At 78.1% G+C, this 14,771-nt stretch carries 16 protein-coding genes; 3 read left to right on the forward strand and 13 right to left on the reverse strand.

What is annotated here, in order from left to right:
* Nucleotides 1-19 precede the first annotated feature (19 nt).
* Nucleotides 20-913 carry an aldo/keto reductase gene (locus KBX06_RS14600; protein WP_210835055.1) on the forward strand — a complete coding sequence of 298 codons (894 nt, stop codon included), beginning with the start codon at nucleotides 20-22 and terminating at the stop codon, nucleotides 911-913.
* Between the two features lie 56 nt (nucleotides 914-969).
* On the opposite strand, the gene KBX06_RS14605 is transcribed toward KBX06_RS14600, so the two are convergent.
* The 3 genes from KBX06_RS14605 to paaI all read right to left on the reverse strand — a co-directional run bounded on the left by KBX06_RS14605 (nucleotide 970) and on the right by paaI (nucleotide 2,887).
* Nucleotides 970-1,536, reverse strand: coding sequence for a dienelactone hydrolase family protein (locus KBX06_RS14605; protein ID WP_210835056.1), 567 nt, complete (start codon nucleotides 1,534-1,536; stop codon nucleotides 970-972).
* A gap of 118 nt (nucleotides 1,537-1,654) precedes the next feature.
* On the reverse strand, nucleotides 1,655-2,374 hold the full coding sequence (locus KBX06_RS14610) for a glycosyltransferase (protein WP_210835057.1): 720 nt from the start codon (nucleotides 2,372-2,374) through the stop codon (nucleotides 1,655-1,657).
* Nucleotides 2,375-2,443: 69 nt separating this feature from the next.
* Complete coding sequence (gene paaI / locus KBX06_RS14615) at nucleotides 2,444-2,887, reverse strand: hydroxyphenylacetyl-CoA thioesterase PaaI (RefSeq protein ID WP_210835058.1); 444 nt, start codon at nucleotides 2,885-2,887, stop codon at nucleotides 2,444-2,446.
* A gap of 303 nt (nucleotides 2,888-3,190) precedes the next feature.
* Here paaI and KBX06_RS14620 point away from each other — a divergent pair, with 303 nt between their 5' ends.
* Nucleotides 3,191-3,688, forward strand: coding sequence for a CrcB family protein (locus KBX06_RS14620; protein WP_210835059.1), 498 nt, complete (start codon nucleotides 3,191-3,193; stop codon nucleotides 3,686-3,688).
* Complete coding sequence (gene crcB, locus KBX06_RS14625) at nucleotides 3,685-4,047, forward strand: fluoride efflux transporter CrcB (RefSeq protein ID WP_210835060.1); 363 nt, start codon at nucleotides 3,685-3,687, stop codon at nucleotides 4,045-4,047. The genes KBX06_RS14620 and crcB overlap by 4 nt, the downstream gene beginning before the upstream one ends.
* A gap of 180 nt (nucleotides 4,048-4,227) precedes the next feature.
* Here crcB and cobA read toward each other — a convergent pair whose 3' ends face one another.
* The 10 genes from cobA to cobO all read right to left on the reverse strand — a co-directional run bounded on the left by cobA (nucleotide 4,228) and on the right by cobO (nucleotide 14,750).
* Complete coding sequence (gene cobA / locus KBX06_RS14630) at nucleotides 4,228-5,943, reverse strand: uroporphyrinogen-III C-methyltransferase (protein WP_210835061.1); 1,716 nt, start codon at nucleotides 5,941-5,943, stop codon at nucleotides 4,228-4,230.
* Entirely contained in the window at nucleotides 5,940-6,530 is a 591-nt protein-coding gene (locus KBX06_RS14635; RefSeq protein WP_210835062.1) for a precorrin-8X methylmutase, read from the reverse strand. The genes cobA and KBX06_RS14635 overlap by 4 nt, the downstream gene beginning before the upstream one ends.
* A gap of 40 nt (nucleotides 6,531-6,570) precedes the next feature.
* Nucleotides 6,571-6,768 carry a 4Fe-4S binding protein gene (locus tag KBX06_RS27810; RefSeq protein WP_210835063.1) on the reverse strand — a complete coding sequence of 66 codons (198 nt, stop codon included), beginning with the start codon at nucleotides 6,766-6,768 and terminating at the stop codon, nucleotides 6,571-6,573.
* Nucleotides 6,756-8,591: a precorrin-3B C(17)-methyltransferase gene (cobJ, locus tag KBX06_RS14645; RefSeq protein ID WP_210835064.1), complete on the reverse strand. Its 1,836-nt coding sequence runs from the start codon at nucleotides 8,589-8,591 to the stop codon at nucleotides 6,756-6,758. Before cobJ ends, KBX06_RS27810 begins: the two co-directional genes overlap by 13 nt.
* Nucleotides 8,588-9,829, reverse strand: a complete 1,242-nt coding sequence (gene cbiE / locus KBX06_RS14650) for a precorrin-6y C5,15-methyltransferase (decarboxylating) subunit CbiE (protein WP_210835065.1) — start codon at nucleotides 9,827-9,829, stop codon at nucleotides 8,588-8,590. Before cbiE ends, cobJ begins: the two co-directional genes overlap by 4 nt.
* Nucleotides 9,817-10,962: a cobalt-precorrin-5B (C(1))-methyltransferase gene (locus KBX06_RS14655; protein ID WP_210835066.1), complete on the reverse strand. Its 1,146-nt coding sequence runs from the start codon at nucleotides 10,960-10,962 to the stop codon at nucleotides 9,817-9,819. The genes cbiE and KBX06_RS14655 overlap by 13 nt, the downstream gene beginning before the upstream one ends.
* Complete coding sequence (cobM, locus tag KBX06_RS14660; protein WP_307854634.1) at nucleotides 10,962-11,840, reverse strand: precorrin-4 C(11)-methyltransferase; 879 nt, start codon at nucleotides 11,838-11,840, stop codon at nucleotides 10,962-10,964. Before cobM ends, KBX06_RS14655 begins: the two co-directional genes overlap by 1 nt.
* Complete coding sequence (cobI, locus tag KBX06_RS14665; RefSeq protein WP_210835182.1) at nucleotides 11,837-12,601, reverse strand: precorrin-2 C(20)-methyltransferase; 765 nt, start codon at nucleotides 12,599-12,601, stop codon at nucleotides 11,837-11,839. The genes cobM and cobI overlap by 4 nt, the downstream gene beginning before the upstream one ends.
* Before the next feature lie 173 nt (nucleotides 12,602-12,774).
* Entirely contained in the window at nucleotides 12,775-14,142 is a 1,368-nt protein-coding gene (locus KBX06_RS14670) for a cobyrinate a,c-diamide synthase (RefSeq protein WP_307854635.1), read from the reverse strand.
* Nucleotides 14,139-14,750, reverse strand: coding sequence for a cob(I)yrinic acid a,c-diamide adenosyltransferase (gene cobO, locus KBX06_RS14675; protein WP_210835067.1), 612 nt, complete (start codon nucleotides 14,748-14,750; stop codon nucleotides 14,139-14,141). The genes KBX06_RS14670 and cobO overlap by 4 nt, the downstream gene beginning before the upstream one ends.
* Between the last annotated feature and the right edge of the window lie 21 nt (nucleotides 14,751-14,771).

Below are 14,771 nucleotides of genomic sequence, written 5' to 3' on the forward strand. Positions count from 1 at the left end.
GGCTGGCTAGTTTCGCCCGATGCCTGTCGAAGAGATCACCGCCTCCGCCTCCGGCACCTGGACGCTCGGCGACCGGACCGTGCACCGGATGGGATTCGGTTCGATGCGTCTCACCGTCGACCCGGACCGGGCGCGCGCCGTGCGCGTCCTGCGCCGGGCCGTCGAACTGGGCGTCAACCACATCGACACCGCCGCCTTCTACGTCTCGCCGGGCGGACCGCTCGGCGTCGGCGCCGGCTCGCCCAGGTACGCCACCGAGCTGATCCGCGAGGCCCTCTCGCCGTACCCGGAGGACCTGGTCATCGCCACCAAGGTCGGGCCGTCCTTCGACGCGGCGACCCGGCACCGGGAACTGGGCCCGGCGGAGCTGCGCCGGGAGGTGGAGGAGAACCTGCGTCGGCTGGGCCGGGACCACCTGGACGTGGTGAACCTGCGCATCGTCCGGCGGCCCGGGCGCGACTGCGTGGCGGAGCGGTTCGCCGCCCTCGCCGAGCTGCGCGACGCCGGGCTGATCCGCCATCTCGGCCTGTCCAACGTGCGGGTGGACCACCTGGACGAGGTGCGGGACGTCGCGCCGGTGGTGTGTGTGCAGAACGCGTACGCCCTCGACGTGAACCGCTGGGCCGACGAGCTGCTGCGGGTCTGCGGCGAGCGGGGGATCGCCTTCGTGCCGTTCTTCGCGATCGCGGGCACCCGGCGGGAGGCGGGTGCGGACGACGACCACGACGGGGCCGTACGGGCGGTGGCGCGCGCGCACGGCGTGACCCCGCACCAGATCCGCCTGGCCTGGACGCTGCACCAGGGGCCGCACGTGCTGGCCATCCCCGGCACCGGTGACCCGGAGCACCTGGTGCAGAACGTGGCGGCCGGGGCGATCCGGCTCACCCCCGAGGACCTGACCCGCCTCCGCTGACGTGGGGGTGCCCGACCCGCACGGCGTGGCGCCCGACCCGCACGGCGTGCGGCGGGTCAGCGGCCGTCGAGGAAGGCGACCGCCCGCTCCCACGTCCGGCTCGCCGCCGTCGGGTCGTGTTCGGGCAGGTCGGGGTCGGTGTAGAGGTGACCGACGCCGGCATAGCGGTGGACGCTCAGCTCGGCGCCCGCGCCGGTCATCGCCCGCTGCCACCGACCGAGCTCGGGCTCCGGGGGGTATCCGTCCGGGTCGGCCATGTGCAGTTGCACGGGCAGTCCCGCCCGGACCGCCTCCGGTGCGCCGCCGGCGCCGTGCAACAGCAGCAGCGCGGCGGCGGCGCGGCGCTCGGACAGCAGCGCGCCGGCCACCGCGGCCCCCATGGAGAACCCGGCCAGCACCACGTCGGGCGGCGCCTCGTGCACCGCTGCCCGGGCCCGGCCCAGCACGGCCGCCTGGCCGACCCGGTCGAGCAGGGCGAAGCCCTCCTCCAGGGTGTCGACGGCCGGCACGCCGTAGAGGTCGGGGGTGACGACGTGGTGACCGGCGGCGCGCAGCCGGTCGGCGGCGGTCAACACGGCGGGTCGCAGCCCGTAGGCCGAATGAAACAGCACGACGTGTCCCATCGGGCCATTCTGTCCGACGGCGGTGGCCGCAGCGGCGCCGCCGCGCGGGCGGGCAGGCGCGTCGAAGCCGGGGCCCGGCCCGTACGTCTCCCCGCCCCGGCGGGTCGTCGGCGGCGGATCAGCGCAACGACTCCAGTCGCCGCACCAGCTCGCCGGGCCCTGGCATCGCGGCGATCTCGGCGCCGACCTGCCGCGCCGCGTCGCGCAGCCCGGCGTCGGTGACGAGCCGGGCCAGCGTGTCGGCGGTGATGTCGCGGGTCCGGGCCGCGATGCCGGCCCCACGCGCGGCGACCAGCTCGGCGTGGTGCCGCCGGTCGCCCGCCCCGACGGTGGCCAGCTGCGGCACCCCGGCGACCAGGGCGCTGAGGACACTGCCGGCGCCGCCGTGGTGCACCAGCGCCGCGCTCGCCGGCAGGGCCGCGGGGATCGGGATCCAGTCGACCGTACGCACGTTGCCGGGCAGCCTCCGGCGGACCAGCCGCGCGTCCGGGCGGACCAGTACGAACTCGGCGTCGACCCGGGCGGCGACGGCGACCACCGGATCGGCGAGCTGGTCGTTGACCGCACCGAAGAGCAGCCCGGCACCCCGGGTGCCGGCGGTGCCGGCCAGCTCGGCCCGGGCGATCAGCGGGTGGCGCAGCAGCACCCGGCGGGCGGTCCGGCCGAGGTCGAACCCCGGCGCGACGTCGTGCGCCGGCAGCCCGGGCCGCACCGCGCGCAGACCGTCGGCGGCGGTGGCGACGAGCACCTCGTGCCCGGCGTCGCGCAGCGCGGCGGCCAGCGGCAGCAGCGGGGCGACGTGCCCGATCAACGGCGCGGGCACCAGCAGTACTCGCACCGCGCCGATGCTAGCCGCGGCGCGGCCCGGCGTGGGGGCACGCGGTGCGGCCCGGCCGGCGGCGAGGGTTCAGCGCGCGGTCGGGGGCAGGGTCCGGCTGCGGCCCCGGAACTCGGCCACCACCTCGCCGGCGCCCCGGGTGACGGTGACGTCGTAGATGCCGCTGCGGCCGTACCGGGTGCGCTCGGTGGCGTGGGCCGTCAGCAGGTCACCCTCGCGGGCCGGACGGACGAAGGTGATCTCGCCGCCGGCGGCGACGGTGGCCGGGCCGTGGCTGTTGCAGGCGAGCGCGAAGGCGGTGTCGGCGAGCAGGAAGACGAAGCCGCCGTGGGCGATGGCGTGGCCGTTGACCATCGCGCCGGTCACCCGCATCCGGGCCACCGCCGCGCCGTCGGCGGCGTCCACCAGCTCGATGCCGAGCCCACGGGAGGCGACGTCGGCGGCGAACATGTCGTACGCCGCGTTGCGCCCGGCCGCCTCAGCCGTCCCGCCGCCGGTCGACGCCGCGCCCATCGACCGCTGCACCCCCGTCCGTTGGCGGTCCCGCGACCACCGATCTTGGTACCGTACGCCAGCCCCGCTCCCCTTTCGACAGCTCCCCAGGTAGCGGCCCACGCCCCGGGGCATTCGTGACGGAACGGCGGATCGGCGTGCCGGATCCGCCACGCTGGCGACCCTCCGGCAGTGGCGGGGCCGGCCCGACGCCGCCCGGGGTGCGCCGACGCCACCGGGACGCCCCCGACGAGCGCCGCACCGGGCACTAGGCTGACGGCGCGCACCGGAACCCCCGCCCGTGGCGCCGGTGGGGAGGGCGAGGTGACCGGACCGGATCCGCGGGTCGACCCCGACGTCGACCTGCGCGTACCCGCCGACCGGGGCGAGCTGGCCGCCCACCCCGGCGCGGTGCTCGGCGCCGTCGCGGCCGGCGGCGCGCTGGGCGCCCTGGCCAGGGCCGGCCTCCAGCACGCCGTCCCGCACGCCCCGGCGGGCTTCGCGTGGGCGACCTTCGCCGTCAACCTGACCGGATGTCTGCTCATCGGCGTCCTGATGGCGGCGCTGGACCGCGTCGGCGACCGCCGAGGGCTGCTGCGCCCGTTCCTCGGCGTCGGGGTGCTCGGCGGCTACACCACCTTCGCCACCTACGCCGTGGACATCCGGCTGGCGTTCGACGCCGGCGTGCCGCAGGTGGCCCTGGGCTACCTGGCCGCCACCCTGCTCGGCGCGCTGGTCGCGGTCTGGCTCGGCGACACCGTGACCGGCCGGCTGCTCGACGCCGCCCGCCCGGGTCGGCCGGGGCACGGGGCCGGCCGGTGACCGTCCTGCTGATCGCGCTCGGCGCGGCCGTCGGCGCGCCCCTGCGCTACCTCACCGACCGGGCGGTGCAGGCCCGACTCGGCGGCGCCCTGCCGTGGGGCACGCTGGCCGTCAACGTGGCCGGATCGCTCCTGCTCGGCCTCCTGGTCGGGCTGCCCGTCGGCCCGGCCGCCGGCGCGCTGCTCGGCACCGGCTTCTGCGGCGCGCTGACCACGTACTCGACCTTCGGGTACGAGACGCTGCGGTTGGCACGCCGGGGCCGGCGGTGCCGCGCGCTGGTCAACGTGCTGGCCAGCGTGGCCGCCGGCCTCGGCGCCGCCGCCGTCGGCTTCGCCCTGGCCCGGGCCGTCACCGGCTGAGCGCCCCACCCCGCCGCCCGCCGGGCGACCGCGCCGGCCGCCCCGCCGCCGCCCGCGGCGAGCCCGGACCAGGCCGGGCCGGGCGGAACGGATCGGCCGGGCGGAACGGATCGGCCGGGCGGGACGGATCGGCCGGGCGGGACGGATCGGTGGGCGGGACGGATCGGTGGGCGGGGTGGATCAGTGGGCCGGGCCGGGCGGTTCGGCGGGCAGGCGCAGGTCGACCACCGGGCCGAGGACGAAGACGGCCGGCGGGGCGATCCGCTCCCGGGCGGACACCGCGCCGATCTCGTCCAGCCGGGCGGTCACGGCGCGCTGGTCGGGATGCCCGGCGTCCTGCACCGCGAGGACCGGGGTGTCCGGGGCCCGGCCGTGCTCGACCAGCACCGCGGCGATCTTGTCGACGGTGTCCACGGCCATCAGCAGCACCAGGGTGCCCCGGGCCCGGCCCAGCGCCGCCCAGTCGACCAGCGATTCGGCATGCCCGGGCGGCAGGTGCCCGGAGACGACCGTGACGTCGTGCGCGACGCCCCGGTGGGTGACCGGCACCCCGGCCAGGGTCGCCGCGGCGACCGCGCTGCTCACCCCGGGGACCACGGTCACCTCCACCCCGGCCGCCGCGCAGGCCTGCACCTCCTCGTGACCGCGCCCGAAGACGTACGGGTCGCCGCCCTTGAGCCGGACCACCCGCCGCCCGGCGCGGGCGTGCGCGACGAGGGCGGCGTTGATCGCGTCCTGCCCCATCGAGGGTCCCCGGGGCACCTTCGCCGCGTCGACGACCTCCACGCCAGGGCGCAGCCCGGCGAGCAGCCCGCGCGGGGCGAGCCGGTCGACCACCACCACGTCCGCCGCCTCCAGCAGCGCCCTGCCCCGTACGGTGATCAGGTCGTCGGGCCCGGGACCGCCACCGACGACGGCGACCTGACCGGGGCGCGGAACGCGCTCGTGGTGCTCCCCCGGCCCGTGCCGGTGGTCATGCCCGCCGGGCCCGTGACCGCCATGTCCGTGGTCGTGCGCGTGGTGGTCGTGGTGGTGGCCGCCGACCGGGTCGTCGGGGTGGTCGTGCGGGGTCTGCGGGCGGCCGACCTTGTCGGCGAAGCCCGGCATCAGCACCCGGTACGCGCAGGTGTCGCAGTTCATCCGGATGTCGCCGCCACGCGCCTCGGCGTGCCGTTCGAGCACCAGGTCGGCGAGGGCGTCGCAGTCGCCGATCAGGTCGGCCACCCGCACGTCCAGGTCGGGGTGGGCGGCGGCGAACGCGGCCGACTGCGCGACGATCCGGTCCGGCAGCACCCCGGCGAAGAGGAAGTACGGCGCGACGACGATCCGCCGGGCGCCGAGCCGGCGCAGCCGCTCCAGCACCGCCGGCACCGACGGCTCGGCCAGCGACACGAAGCCCGGCTCCACGCCGGCGTAGCCGCGGCCCTCCCAGAGCAGCCGGGCCACCTTGGCGACCTCGGCGTTGGCGTCCGGGTCGGTGGAGCCGCGCCCGATCAGCGCCACCCAGGTGCCGGCCCGGTCGTCGCCGGCCAGGGCGGCGTCGACGCGCTGCTCCAGCGCGGTGTGCAGCAGCGGGTGCGGGCCCAGCGGCCGGCCGTAGACGTAGCTGAGGCCCCGGTGGCGCTCCCGCTCGCGGGCCAGGGCGGCCGGGATGTCGCCCTTGCCGTGCCCGGCGGCGGTCAGCACCAGCGGCAGCGCCACCAGCGAGCGGTGCCCCCGGTCGACGAGCGCGCCGACCGCGTCGGTGAGCGGCGGCCGGGACAGCTCGATGAAGCCGCCCTCGACGTCGCCGACGGTGCCGGCGGCGCGGCGGCGTACCCGCTCGACGAACGCGACGAACTGTTCGACCCCGGCCGCGCTGCGCGTGCCGTGCCCGACGATGACCAGAGCGGTCACTGCTCCTCCTCCGCGTACAGCAGGGCGTTGAGGGCGGCGGCGGCGACCGCCGAGCCGCCCTTCTCGCCCCGGTTGGACACCCCGGGCAGGCCGCTGGCGCGCAGCGCCGCCTTCGACTCGGCGGCGCCGACGAAGCCGACCGGCAGCCCGACGACCAGCGCCGGCCGGGCGTCCAGGGCGATCAGTTCCTCCAGTGCGGTCGGCGCGCAGCCGACCACCCACACCGCGCCGGGGCCGACCCGCTCCAGGGCGATCCGGACCGCAGCCGCCGACCGGGTGACGCCGGCCGCGCGGGCCAGCTCGGCGGCGGCGGGCTCGGCGACCGGGCAGACCGTGTCCCGGCCGGTGACACCCGCGGCGACCATCGCCACGTCCGTGACCACCGGCACGCCCGCGCGCAGGGCGGCCAGCCCGCCGGCCAGGGCTGCCTCGTCGCAGACCAGGTCGGTGACGTAGTCGAGGTCGGCGCTGGCGTGCACCACCCGCTCGGTGACGGCCCGGGTCAACGGCGGCAGGTGCGCCAGGTCGACCCGGGAGCGCAGGATGCGGTAGGACTCCCGCTCGATGGGGTGCACGACGCGGCTCACGGCCGCACCTCCGTCGACGCGGCGCCGGGCGCGGTCGTACTCATCGGATCCCTCCACGTTGGTCGGTGTCCGTGGCGCGGATCGCGTCCACCGGGCAGATCTCCACGCATTCCAGGCAGCCCGTGCAGCGGTCGGCGCGTACGGCGAGGCCACCGGGCACCGGCCGGATCGCGTGCGTCGGGCAGGTGAGCAGGCAGGCGCCGCAGCCCTGGCAGGCGCCGATGGTCACGGCCGCCACCGGTACCCCCTCGGGGTGACCATCCGGCCGGCGACGATCCGGGTCTGGCTGCTGCCCACCACCACGACGCTGTACATGTCGACCAGCGCCGGATCGAGGGTGGCCAGGGTGGCCAGGTGCACCCGCTCGCCGGCCCGGCTGGCGTTGCGCACCACCCCGACCGGGGTCTCCGGCGGCCGGTGCGCGGCGAAGACCTCCAGCGCCGCGCCGAGCTGCCAGTCCCGGGTCCGGCTGCGCGGGTTGTAGAGCAGCGCCACGAAGTCGCCCTCGGCCGCGGCGGCCACCCGGCGGGCGATGACCTCCCACGGGGTGTGCAGGTCGGACAGGCTCAGGTAGGCGTGGTCGTGGCCGAGCGGCGCGCCGAGCAGTGCCCCGGCGGCCAGCGCGGCGGTCACCCCGGGCACGCCGACGACGTCGATGCGCTCGTCGGCGTACTCCAGGGCGGGGCTGGCCATCGCGTACACGCCGGCGTCGCCGGAGCCGACCAGCGCCACGGCGTGACCGGCGGTGGCCTCGGCGACGGCGGCACGGGCCCGTTCCTCCTCGGCGCCGAGCCCGCTGGCGAGCACCCGGGTGCCGGGGCGCAGCAGGTCGCGGACCTGGTCGACGTACTGGTCCAGGCCGACGACCACGGTGGCGCGACGCAGTTCGGTCACCGCGCGGGCGGTGCGCAGGTCCGCCGCGCCGGGGCCGAGGCCGACGATCGCCAGCCGGCCGCGCGGGGTGTGCCGGGCGACGGCGACGGTGGCCATCGCCGTCGCGGTCTTCGGCACCAGCAGGTCGGCGTCGCCGCCGAGCAGCGCCGCCGCCTCGGCGACGCTGGGGGTGCCGACGGCGGCGCGCACCACCTCGCTGGGGTGCGGCACGTCGACCGCCGCCAACTCCGCCGCCGGATACGTCACCAGCGGTACGCCGAGCGCGTCGGCGGTCGCCCGGATGCCCGCCTCGTCGGCCTTGACGTCGGCGCTGGCGAGGTGCCGCACGCTCGCCGGGCTCAGGCCGGCCTCGGTCAGCACCCGCTCCAGCAGACCGCGCACCTCGGCGGCGGGCACGCCCCGGCTGGCGCCGACGCCGGCGACCAGCGACGGGGGCCGCAGCACGGCGGTCCGGTCGTCGAGCGGCACCACCCGGTCGGTGACCAGCAGCCGGTACCCGCCGTCCACCGCCGGCCCGGACCCGACGTCGCCCCGGCCGTGGGCCGCCGGACCGGCGGGCGCGGGTGCCGGCGGGCCAGCGGAGGCGGGTGCCGCCGCGTCGGCGGGCGCGGGGGCCGACGACCCGGCAGGGGCGGGGCGCACGTTGTCGGGCAGGGCGGGCAGTGGCCAGGTGACGTCGGCGACGAGGGTCACCGGCTCGCCGTCGAGGATGGCGCGGCTGACGGCCGCGACGGCGCCCTCCACCGGCCAGCCGAGGGTGTCCAGGCCGGGCAGGCCGGCGGCGTCGGTGGCGGTGGTGACCACCGGCTGCGCGTCGAGCAGCGCGCCGACCCGCCCGGCGAGGTCGTTGCCGCCCCCGGCGTGGCCGCCGAGCAGCGCGACCGCGTGCCGGGCCGCCTCGTCGACCACCACCACGGCCGGGTCGGTGCGCTTGTCGCCGAGCAGCGGCGCGAGGATGCGCACCACCGCCCCGGTGGCCAGGAACGCCACCACCGCGTCGTACCCGGTCCAGGCGGCGCGCAGCGCGTCGGCGACGGTGTCCGCCGTGACGACGCGCGCGTGCGGCCAGGCGTCGGCGACGGTACGGGCGTGCCGTCGGCCGGCGGCGGTGGCGGCGACGAGCCCGATCCGGGTCGGCTGGTCCGTGGCGGCGGGCGGGTGGTTCACGGGCGCTCCCCGGTGAGGACGACCACCGGGTTGGTGGCCGCGAGTCGGACGGACCCGCCGGGCAGGTCGGCGAGGCGGGCGGCGGAGAGCTGGACGCCCTGCACGGCGTAGCCGGCGGCGCGCAGCAGCCCGAGGGCGGGGGCGACCCGGTCGACGGCGGCGAGGGCGGCCACCACCCGCTCGGGCCGGCGCTGCGCCACGGCGGCGAGCACGTCGGTGCCGCCGCCGCCGACGAAGACGGCGTCGGGATCGGGCAGCGGATGCAGCGCTTCGGGGGCGGCACCGGTCACCACCCGCACGTCGACGCCGTGCCGGGCGGCGTTCGCCCCGACGGCGGCCCGCGGATCGTGGTCGACGGCGATCACGGCCGCGCCGAGCAGGGCGCACTCGATGCCGACCGAGCCGCTGCCCGCGCCGACGTCCCAGACCAGGCGGCCGAGGCGGGGACGCAGCCGGGCCACGGCGAGGGCGCGTACCTCCGCCTTGGTGATCATGGAGTCCCGGTGGGCGTACGCGGACTCGGGCAGCGCCCACCCGCCGGGCGGCGCGGCGGCCGGCTGGTTGTCCGCCCGCATCCCGCCCGCGCCGGGCTCGCCGGCGAGGCTGAGCAGCACGTGCGGGTCGGCCCAGGCGCGGCCGGCGGCCTGCTCGGGAGTGGTCTCGGTGAGTCGTTCGGCGTCGGTGCCGAGGTGCTCGGCGACGACCAGGCGACGGGCCCAGCCGACCAGCCCGGCGCCCAGCTCGGCCGCCCCGGCGCCCGGGGCGGTGAGCACCGCGACGGCGGGCAGGGCCCGGCAGGCGTTCAGCGCGGGCCGGGGGTCGCGGCCGTGCGCGGTGACCACGGCCGCGCCGTCCCAGGGCAGGCCGGCACGGGCGAACGCAGCGGCCACGCTGGACACGGCCGGCAGCACCCGCAGCGGCAGCCCGGCCGCCCGCAACGCCCGGACCACCCCGAACAGCCCCGGGTCGCCGCTGGCCAGCACGGCGGCGGGAACCCCGGCGGCGACGGCGTCGGCCAGCCGCCCCAGCGCGGGCGCCAGCGGCCCGAGGGCGAGGGTGTCCGCGTCGGCCGGCAGGCGTACGGCGGCCAGGTGCCGGGCCGCGCCGACCACCAGTCGGGCCCGGGCGAGCGCCGGCGCGGCGGCGGGGTGGGCGGGCCCGCCCCCGGCGTCGATCCCGACCACGGTCACCGTCGGCCCCGTGGCCCCGGCCAACCGTTCGCCGGTCACGCCGCCCACCGGCCCGAGGACGCGACCACCCGGTCGCCGGCGAAGTCGACCATGGCGACGTCGACGGTGACGGCGTCGCCGGCGAAGCGCAGCAGCACCTGCCGCACCCGGTGGCAGAGCAGGTCGCCGGCGGGGCCGAGCAGCCCGGCGGCCTCCCACAGCTCGTACGCGTGCCGCCCGGTGTTCGCCGCGACGACCGCCGCCACCAGCTCGGGGTCGCCGCCCGCCTCGGCGGTGACCGCCCCGAGCAGCGACAGGTCCACCTTGGAGCGGGTGTAGTGGGTCATCAGGACGCCGGCGGCGAGCTTGGCCAGCTTGCCGGCCATCCCGACGAAGACCACGGCGGTCATCGCGTCGCCCACGGCGGCGGTGACGGCCGCGCCGGTGAAGTCGCCGACCTCCACGAAGCAGACCTCGGGCAGCTCCGGCAGCAGCGCGCGGGCGGCCCGCTCGGTGCGCCCGCCGGTGCACAGCACCACCGTCCGCTCCCCCTGGGCGGCCATCACGTGCACCGCCTGCACCACGCTGGCCCGCCAGGAGGCGGTGGAGAACGGGCGCACGACGCCGGTGGTGCCGAGGATGGAGATACCGCCGAGGATGCCGAGCCGCCGGTTGGTGGTCTTGCGGGCCATGATCTCGCCGCGCGGCACGCTGACCACCACCCGCACACCCACCTCGCTGAGGTCGACGACCTCGGCGACGGCCTGGCCGATCATGCGGCGCGGGGTGTCGTTGATGGCCGGCCCGCCGACGGGCAGGCCGAGGCCCGGCCTGGTGACCGTGCCGACGCCGGGCCCGCCGTCGAGACGCAGCCCGGGCTCGTCCCACCAGCTGACGGTGGCGGTCAGCTCGGCGCCGTGGGTGACGTCCGGGTCGTCGCCGGCGTCCTTCACCACCACCGCCTCCGCCCGCACGCGGCCGTCGACCTCGCAGCGGGCCACCGGGAAGCTGACCCGCCGCCCGGCGGGCAGCCCGATCTCCACCTGCCGCTGCGGCACGCCGGTGACCAGGGCGGTCAGCGCCGCCTTGGTCGCCGCCGTAGCGCAGGCGCCGGTGGTCCACCCGGTGCGCAGTGCGGTCGGCCGGACCTTCGCGGTACGCGGCAGGTCCGGCTCGCGCAGCGGCGGCTCGGCGTACGTCATCAGGGGTGCCCGTCCCCCGGTGTCGCACCGCCCGCGCGGGCCCGGCGCAGGTCGGCGCGGGCGGCCGGCTCGGCCCGCCGGAAGGTGTGGAAGTGCCCGGGGTGGTAGAGGTGCGAGCGGGTGCCGGCGGCGGCGAGCGCCGGACCGACCAGGAACAGGGTGTGCTTCCAGAGCTTGTGCTCCTTGACGGTGGCCTCCAGCTCGCCGAGCGCACACCGCACCACCAGCTCGTCCGGCCAGGTCGCCTGGTACGCCACCACGACCGGGGTGTCGGCCGGGTAGCCGCCGGCCAGCAGCTCGGCCTGCGCCTGCCCGGACCGGGCGGCGGAGAGGAACAGGGCCATGGTGGTGCCGTGCCGGGCGAACTCGCGGACCCGCTCGCCCGGCGGCATCGGGGTCTTGCCGCCCTCCAGCCGGGTCAGGATCACCGACTGGGCGACCTCCGGGATGGTGAGTTCCCGGCCGACGATCGCCGCGACGGCGGTGAACGACGAGACGCCGGGGACGATCTCCACGGCCAGCCCGAGCGCCCGGCACAGGTCGAGCTGCTCCTGCACCGCGCCCCACAGCGCCGGGTCGCCGGAGTGGATCCGCGCCACGGTCAGCCCGTCGGCGGCGGCGCGCTCGTAGAGCGGCAGCACGCCCTCGATCGGCAGCCGCGACGAGTCGACGATCTCCGCGTCGGCGCGGGCGTGGGCGAGCACGTCGGCGTGCACCAGGCTGGCCGCCCAGACCACCACGTCGGCCGCGCCGATCACCCGGGCGGCGCGCAGCGTCAGCAGGTCCGCCGCGCCGGGGCCGGCCCCGACGAACCACACCTTGCCGGTGCCGGCCGGCCCGCCGTCGTCGGCGTGCCCCGCGATCGGCGTGGTGGTCACAGTTTTCCTCCCCTTCGGTCCCGGCGGGCCGGGACGAGCAGCGTCGACAGGTACGGCAGGTCGTCGGCCGGGTCGGTGACCGGGCCGATCCGCTCGCCGGGCAGCCCGAGGCCCCGGCCCAGCACGGCGTCGGCCAGGCGGCCCTGCCGGCGCAGCTCGGCGACCAGCTCGGCGTGCCGCCGCCAGCCCTTGTACGCCACGACGGTGCCCGGGCCGGCGAGCGCGTCGGCGAAGAGCGCCAGCCCGGCGGTGGCCGGCAGCAGCGTCAGTGGCTCCCGGCCCTCGCACAGCGGCACGCCGCTGCGCGCCGCGAGGTCCTGCATGGCGGTGATCCCGGGGACCGTACGCACCTCGACCGCCGGGCGCAGGGCGCGCACGCCGTGCGCGAGGTAACCGAAGGTGGAGTAGACGTTCGGGTCGCCGATGGTGGCGAAGACGACCGCGCGGGCGCCGGCGTCGACCGCGTCGGCCACCGTCCTTGCGGCCTCGTCCCAGGCGCGTTCCCGGCGGGCGGTCACCCCGCCCCGGTCGTCGAGGGCGAACGGCAGCCGGCGCAGCCGGTCCGGCGCGACGTGCGCGGCCACGGTGGCCTCGGCCCGGCCCGGGGGCGCGTCGCCGGCCGCGGCGAGCCGGTCCAGCACGGGTACGAACACCACGTCGGCCTCGGCCAGCAACCGGGCCGCCCGCAGGGTGAGCAGTTCGGGGTCGCCGGGACCGACGCCGATCCCGGTCAGCGTCGCGGCGCCGTCGGCCCCGTCCACGCGGCCGGCACGCCCGGCGGCCGGCCCCGGGCCACCTGCCGCCGGCACCCGGCCGTCGCGCGCGGTCACCGGCACCCGACCGTCGTGCGCGGTCACCGGCACCCGGTTGTCGTGCGCCGTCACCGGCACCCGGTTGTCGTGCGCCGTCACCGGCACCCGGTTGTCGTGCGCCGTCACCGGCTGGCCGCCTCGACCAGGCGGCGGGCGGCGTGCGGGTGGCCGGCCCAGTGGGTGTGCAGGTAGGAGGCGTGCACCCCGCCGGCCACGAAGCCGTGCTCGGCGCCGTCCCAGCGCCAGGCCGGCCGGTCGCCGTGCCCGGGATCGGTGACGGTGCGGTGGAACTCGTGGCCGCGTACCGCCTCGCCGGGGCGGTGCAGCGGGGAGCCGGCGACGGCGACGGCGTCGCGGTAGCCGAGGGTGAGCCGGTCGGTCATCCGGGCGGCCAGGTCGAGCCGGCCGCACATGGGCACCCCGTCGAGGTGCCGGCCGAGGTAGAGCAGGCCGGCGCACTCCGCGACGACCGGCCCGTCGAAGGCGGCCAGCTCGGCGCGGAGCGTGGCGTTGTCGGCGAGCTGCGGCGCGTACGCCTCGGGGAAACCGCCGCCGACGACCACCGCGCGGGTGCCGGCGGGCAGGCCGGAGTCACGCAGCGGGTCGAAGGAGACCACCGTGGCGCCGGCCGCGGCGAGCAACTCGGCGGTCTCGGCGTACGAGAAGGTGAAGGCCGGCCCGCCCGCGACCGCGACCACGGGACGCCCGGTGCCGGCGGGGCCGCCGACGGCGGCGACCGGATCCCAGGCCGGCGCGTGCAGGGGGCCGGCGGTACGCGCCAGGTCGAGCACGGCGTCCAGGTCCACGGTGGCCGCCACGAGGTCGGCGAGGGCGGCCACGATCGCCACGGACTCCGGTGCCCGCTCGGCTACCGGCACCAGCCCGAGGTGGCGCGCCGGGGCGGCGACCTCGGCGGCGCGGGCGACCGCCCCGAGCACGGGCACGCCCACCTCGGCGAGGGCGTCGCGCAGCAGTGTCTCGTGCCGGGGCGAGCCGACCCGGTTGAGGATCACCCCGCCGATCCGCACGCCGGGGTCGAACGCGGCCATGCCCAGGGTGAGCGCGGCGGCGGAGCGTCCCTGCGCGGTGGTGTCCAGCACCAGCAGGACGGGGGCGTCGACCAGCCGGGCGACGTGCGCGGTGGAGGCGTACCCGCGACGGCCGACCGCGCCGTCGTGCAGCCCCATCACGCCCTCGACGACGGCGATGTCGGCGGGCGTCGGGGTGACTGCGCCGTGACGCAGCAGCGGCGCGACGCGCTCCTCGCCGACCAGCCACGGGTCGAGGTTGCGGCCGGGGCGGCCGGCGGCGAGCGCGTGGTAGCCGGGGTCGATGTAGTCGGGGCCGACCTTGTGCGGGCTGACCACCAGGCCCCGGCGGCGCAGCGCCGCGAGCAGCCCGGTGGCGACGGTGGTCTTGCCGTGCCCGCTGGCGGGCGCGGCGACCACCACGCGGGGCAGCGCCCACGCCGGAGGGCGGTCGCCGGTCACCACTCGACGCCCTTCTGCCCCTTCTGGCCGGCGTCCATCGGGTGCTTGACCTTGGTCAGCTCCGCGACCAGGTCGGCGGCGTCGACCAGGCGCGGGTCGGCGTCCCGGCCCGTGATCACGACGTGCTGGAAGCCGGGGCGGTTCGCCAGGGTGTCGACCACCTCGTCCACGTCCACCCAGCCCCACTTCAGCGGGTAGGTGAACTCGTCGAGCACGTACAGGCCGTAGCGCTCGGCGGCCAGGTCGCGCTGGATCTGCCGCCAGCCCTCGAGGGCGTCGGCGGCGTGGTCGGCCTCGCCGCCGCGCTGGATCCAGGACCAGCCCTCGCCCATCTTGTGCCAGGCGACCGGAGCGCCCTGCCCGGTGCGCTCGTGCACCTCGCCGAGGGCGCGGAAGGCGTTCTCCTCCCCCACCCGCCACTTGGCGCTCTTGACGAACTGGAACACCCCGATCGGCAGCCCCGCCGTCCAGGCGCGCAGGGCCAGCCCGAACGCGGCGGTCGACTTCCCCTTCATCTGCCCGGTGTGGACCATCAGCAGCGGCCGGTGGCGCCGCTGCCGAGTGGTCAGCCCGTCGGCGGGCACGTGGGACGGCTTCCCCTGCGGCATCAGGCAACGCTCCTCTTCTGC

This window comes from Micromonospora sp. C31, assembly GCF_018070575.1.
Classification (GTDB): domain Bacteria; phylum Actinomycetota; class Actinomycetes; order Mycobacteriales; family Micromonosporaceae; genus Micromonospora.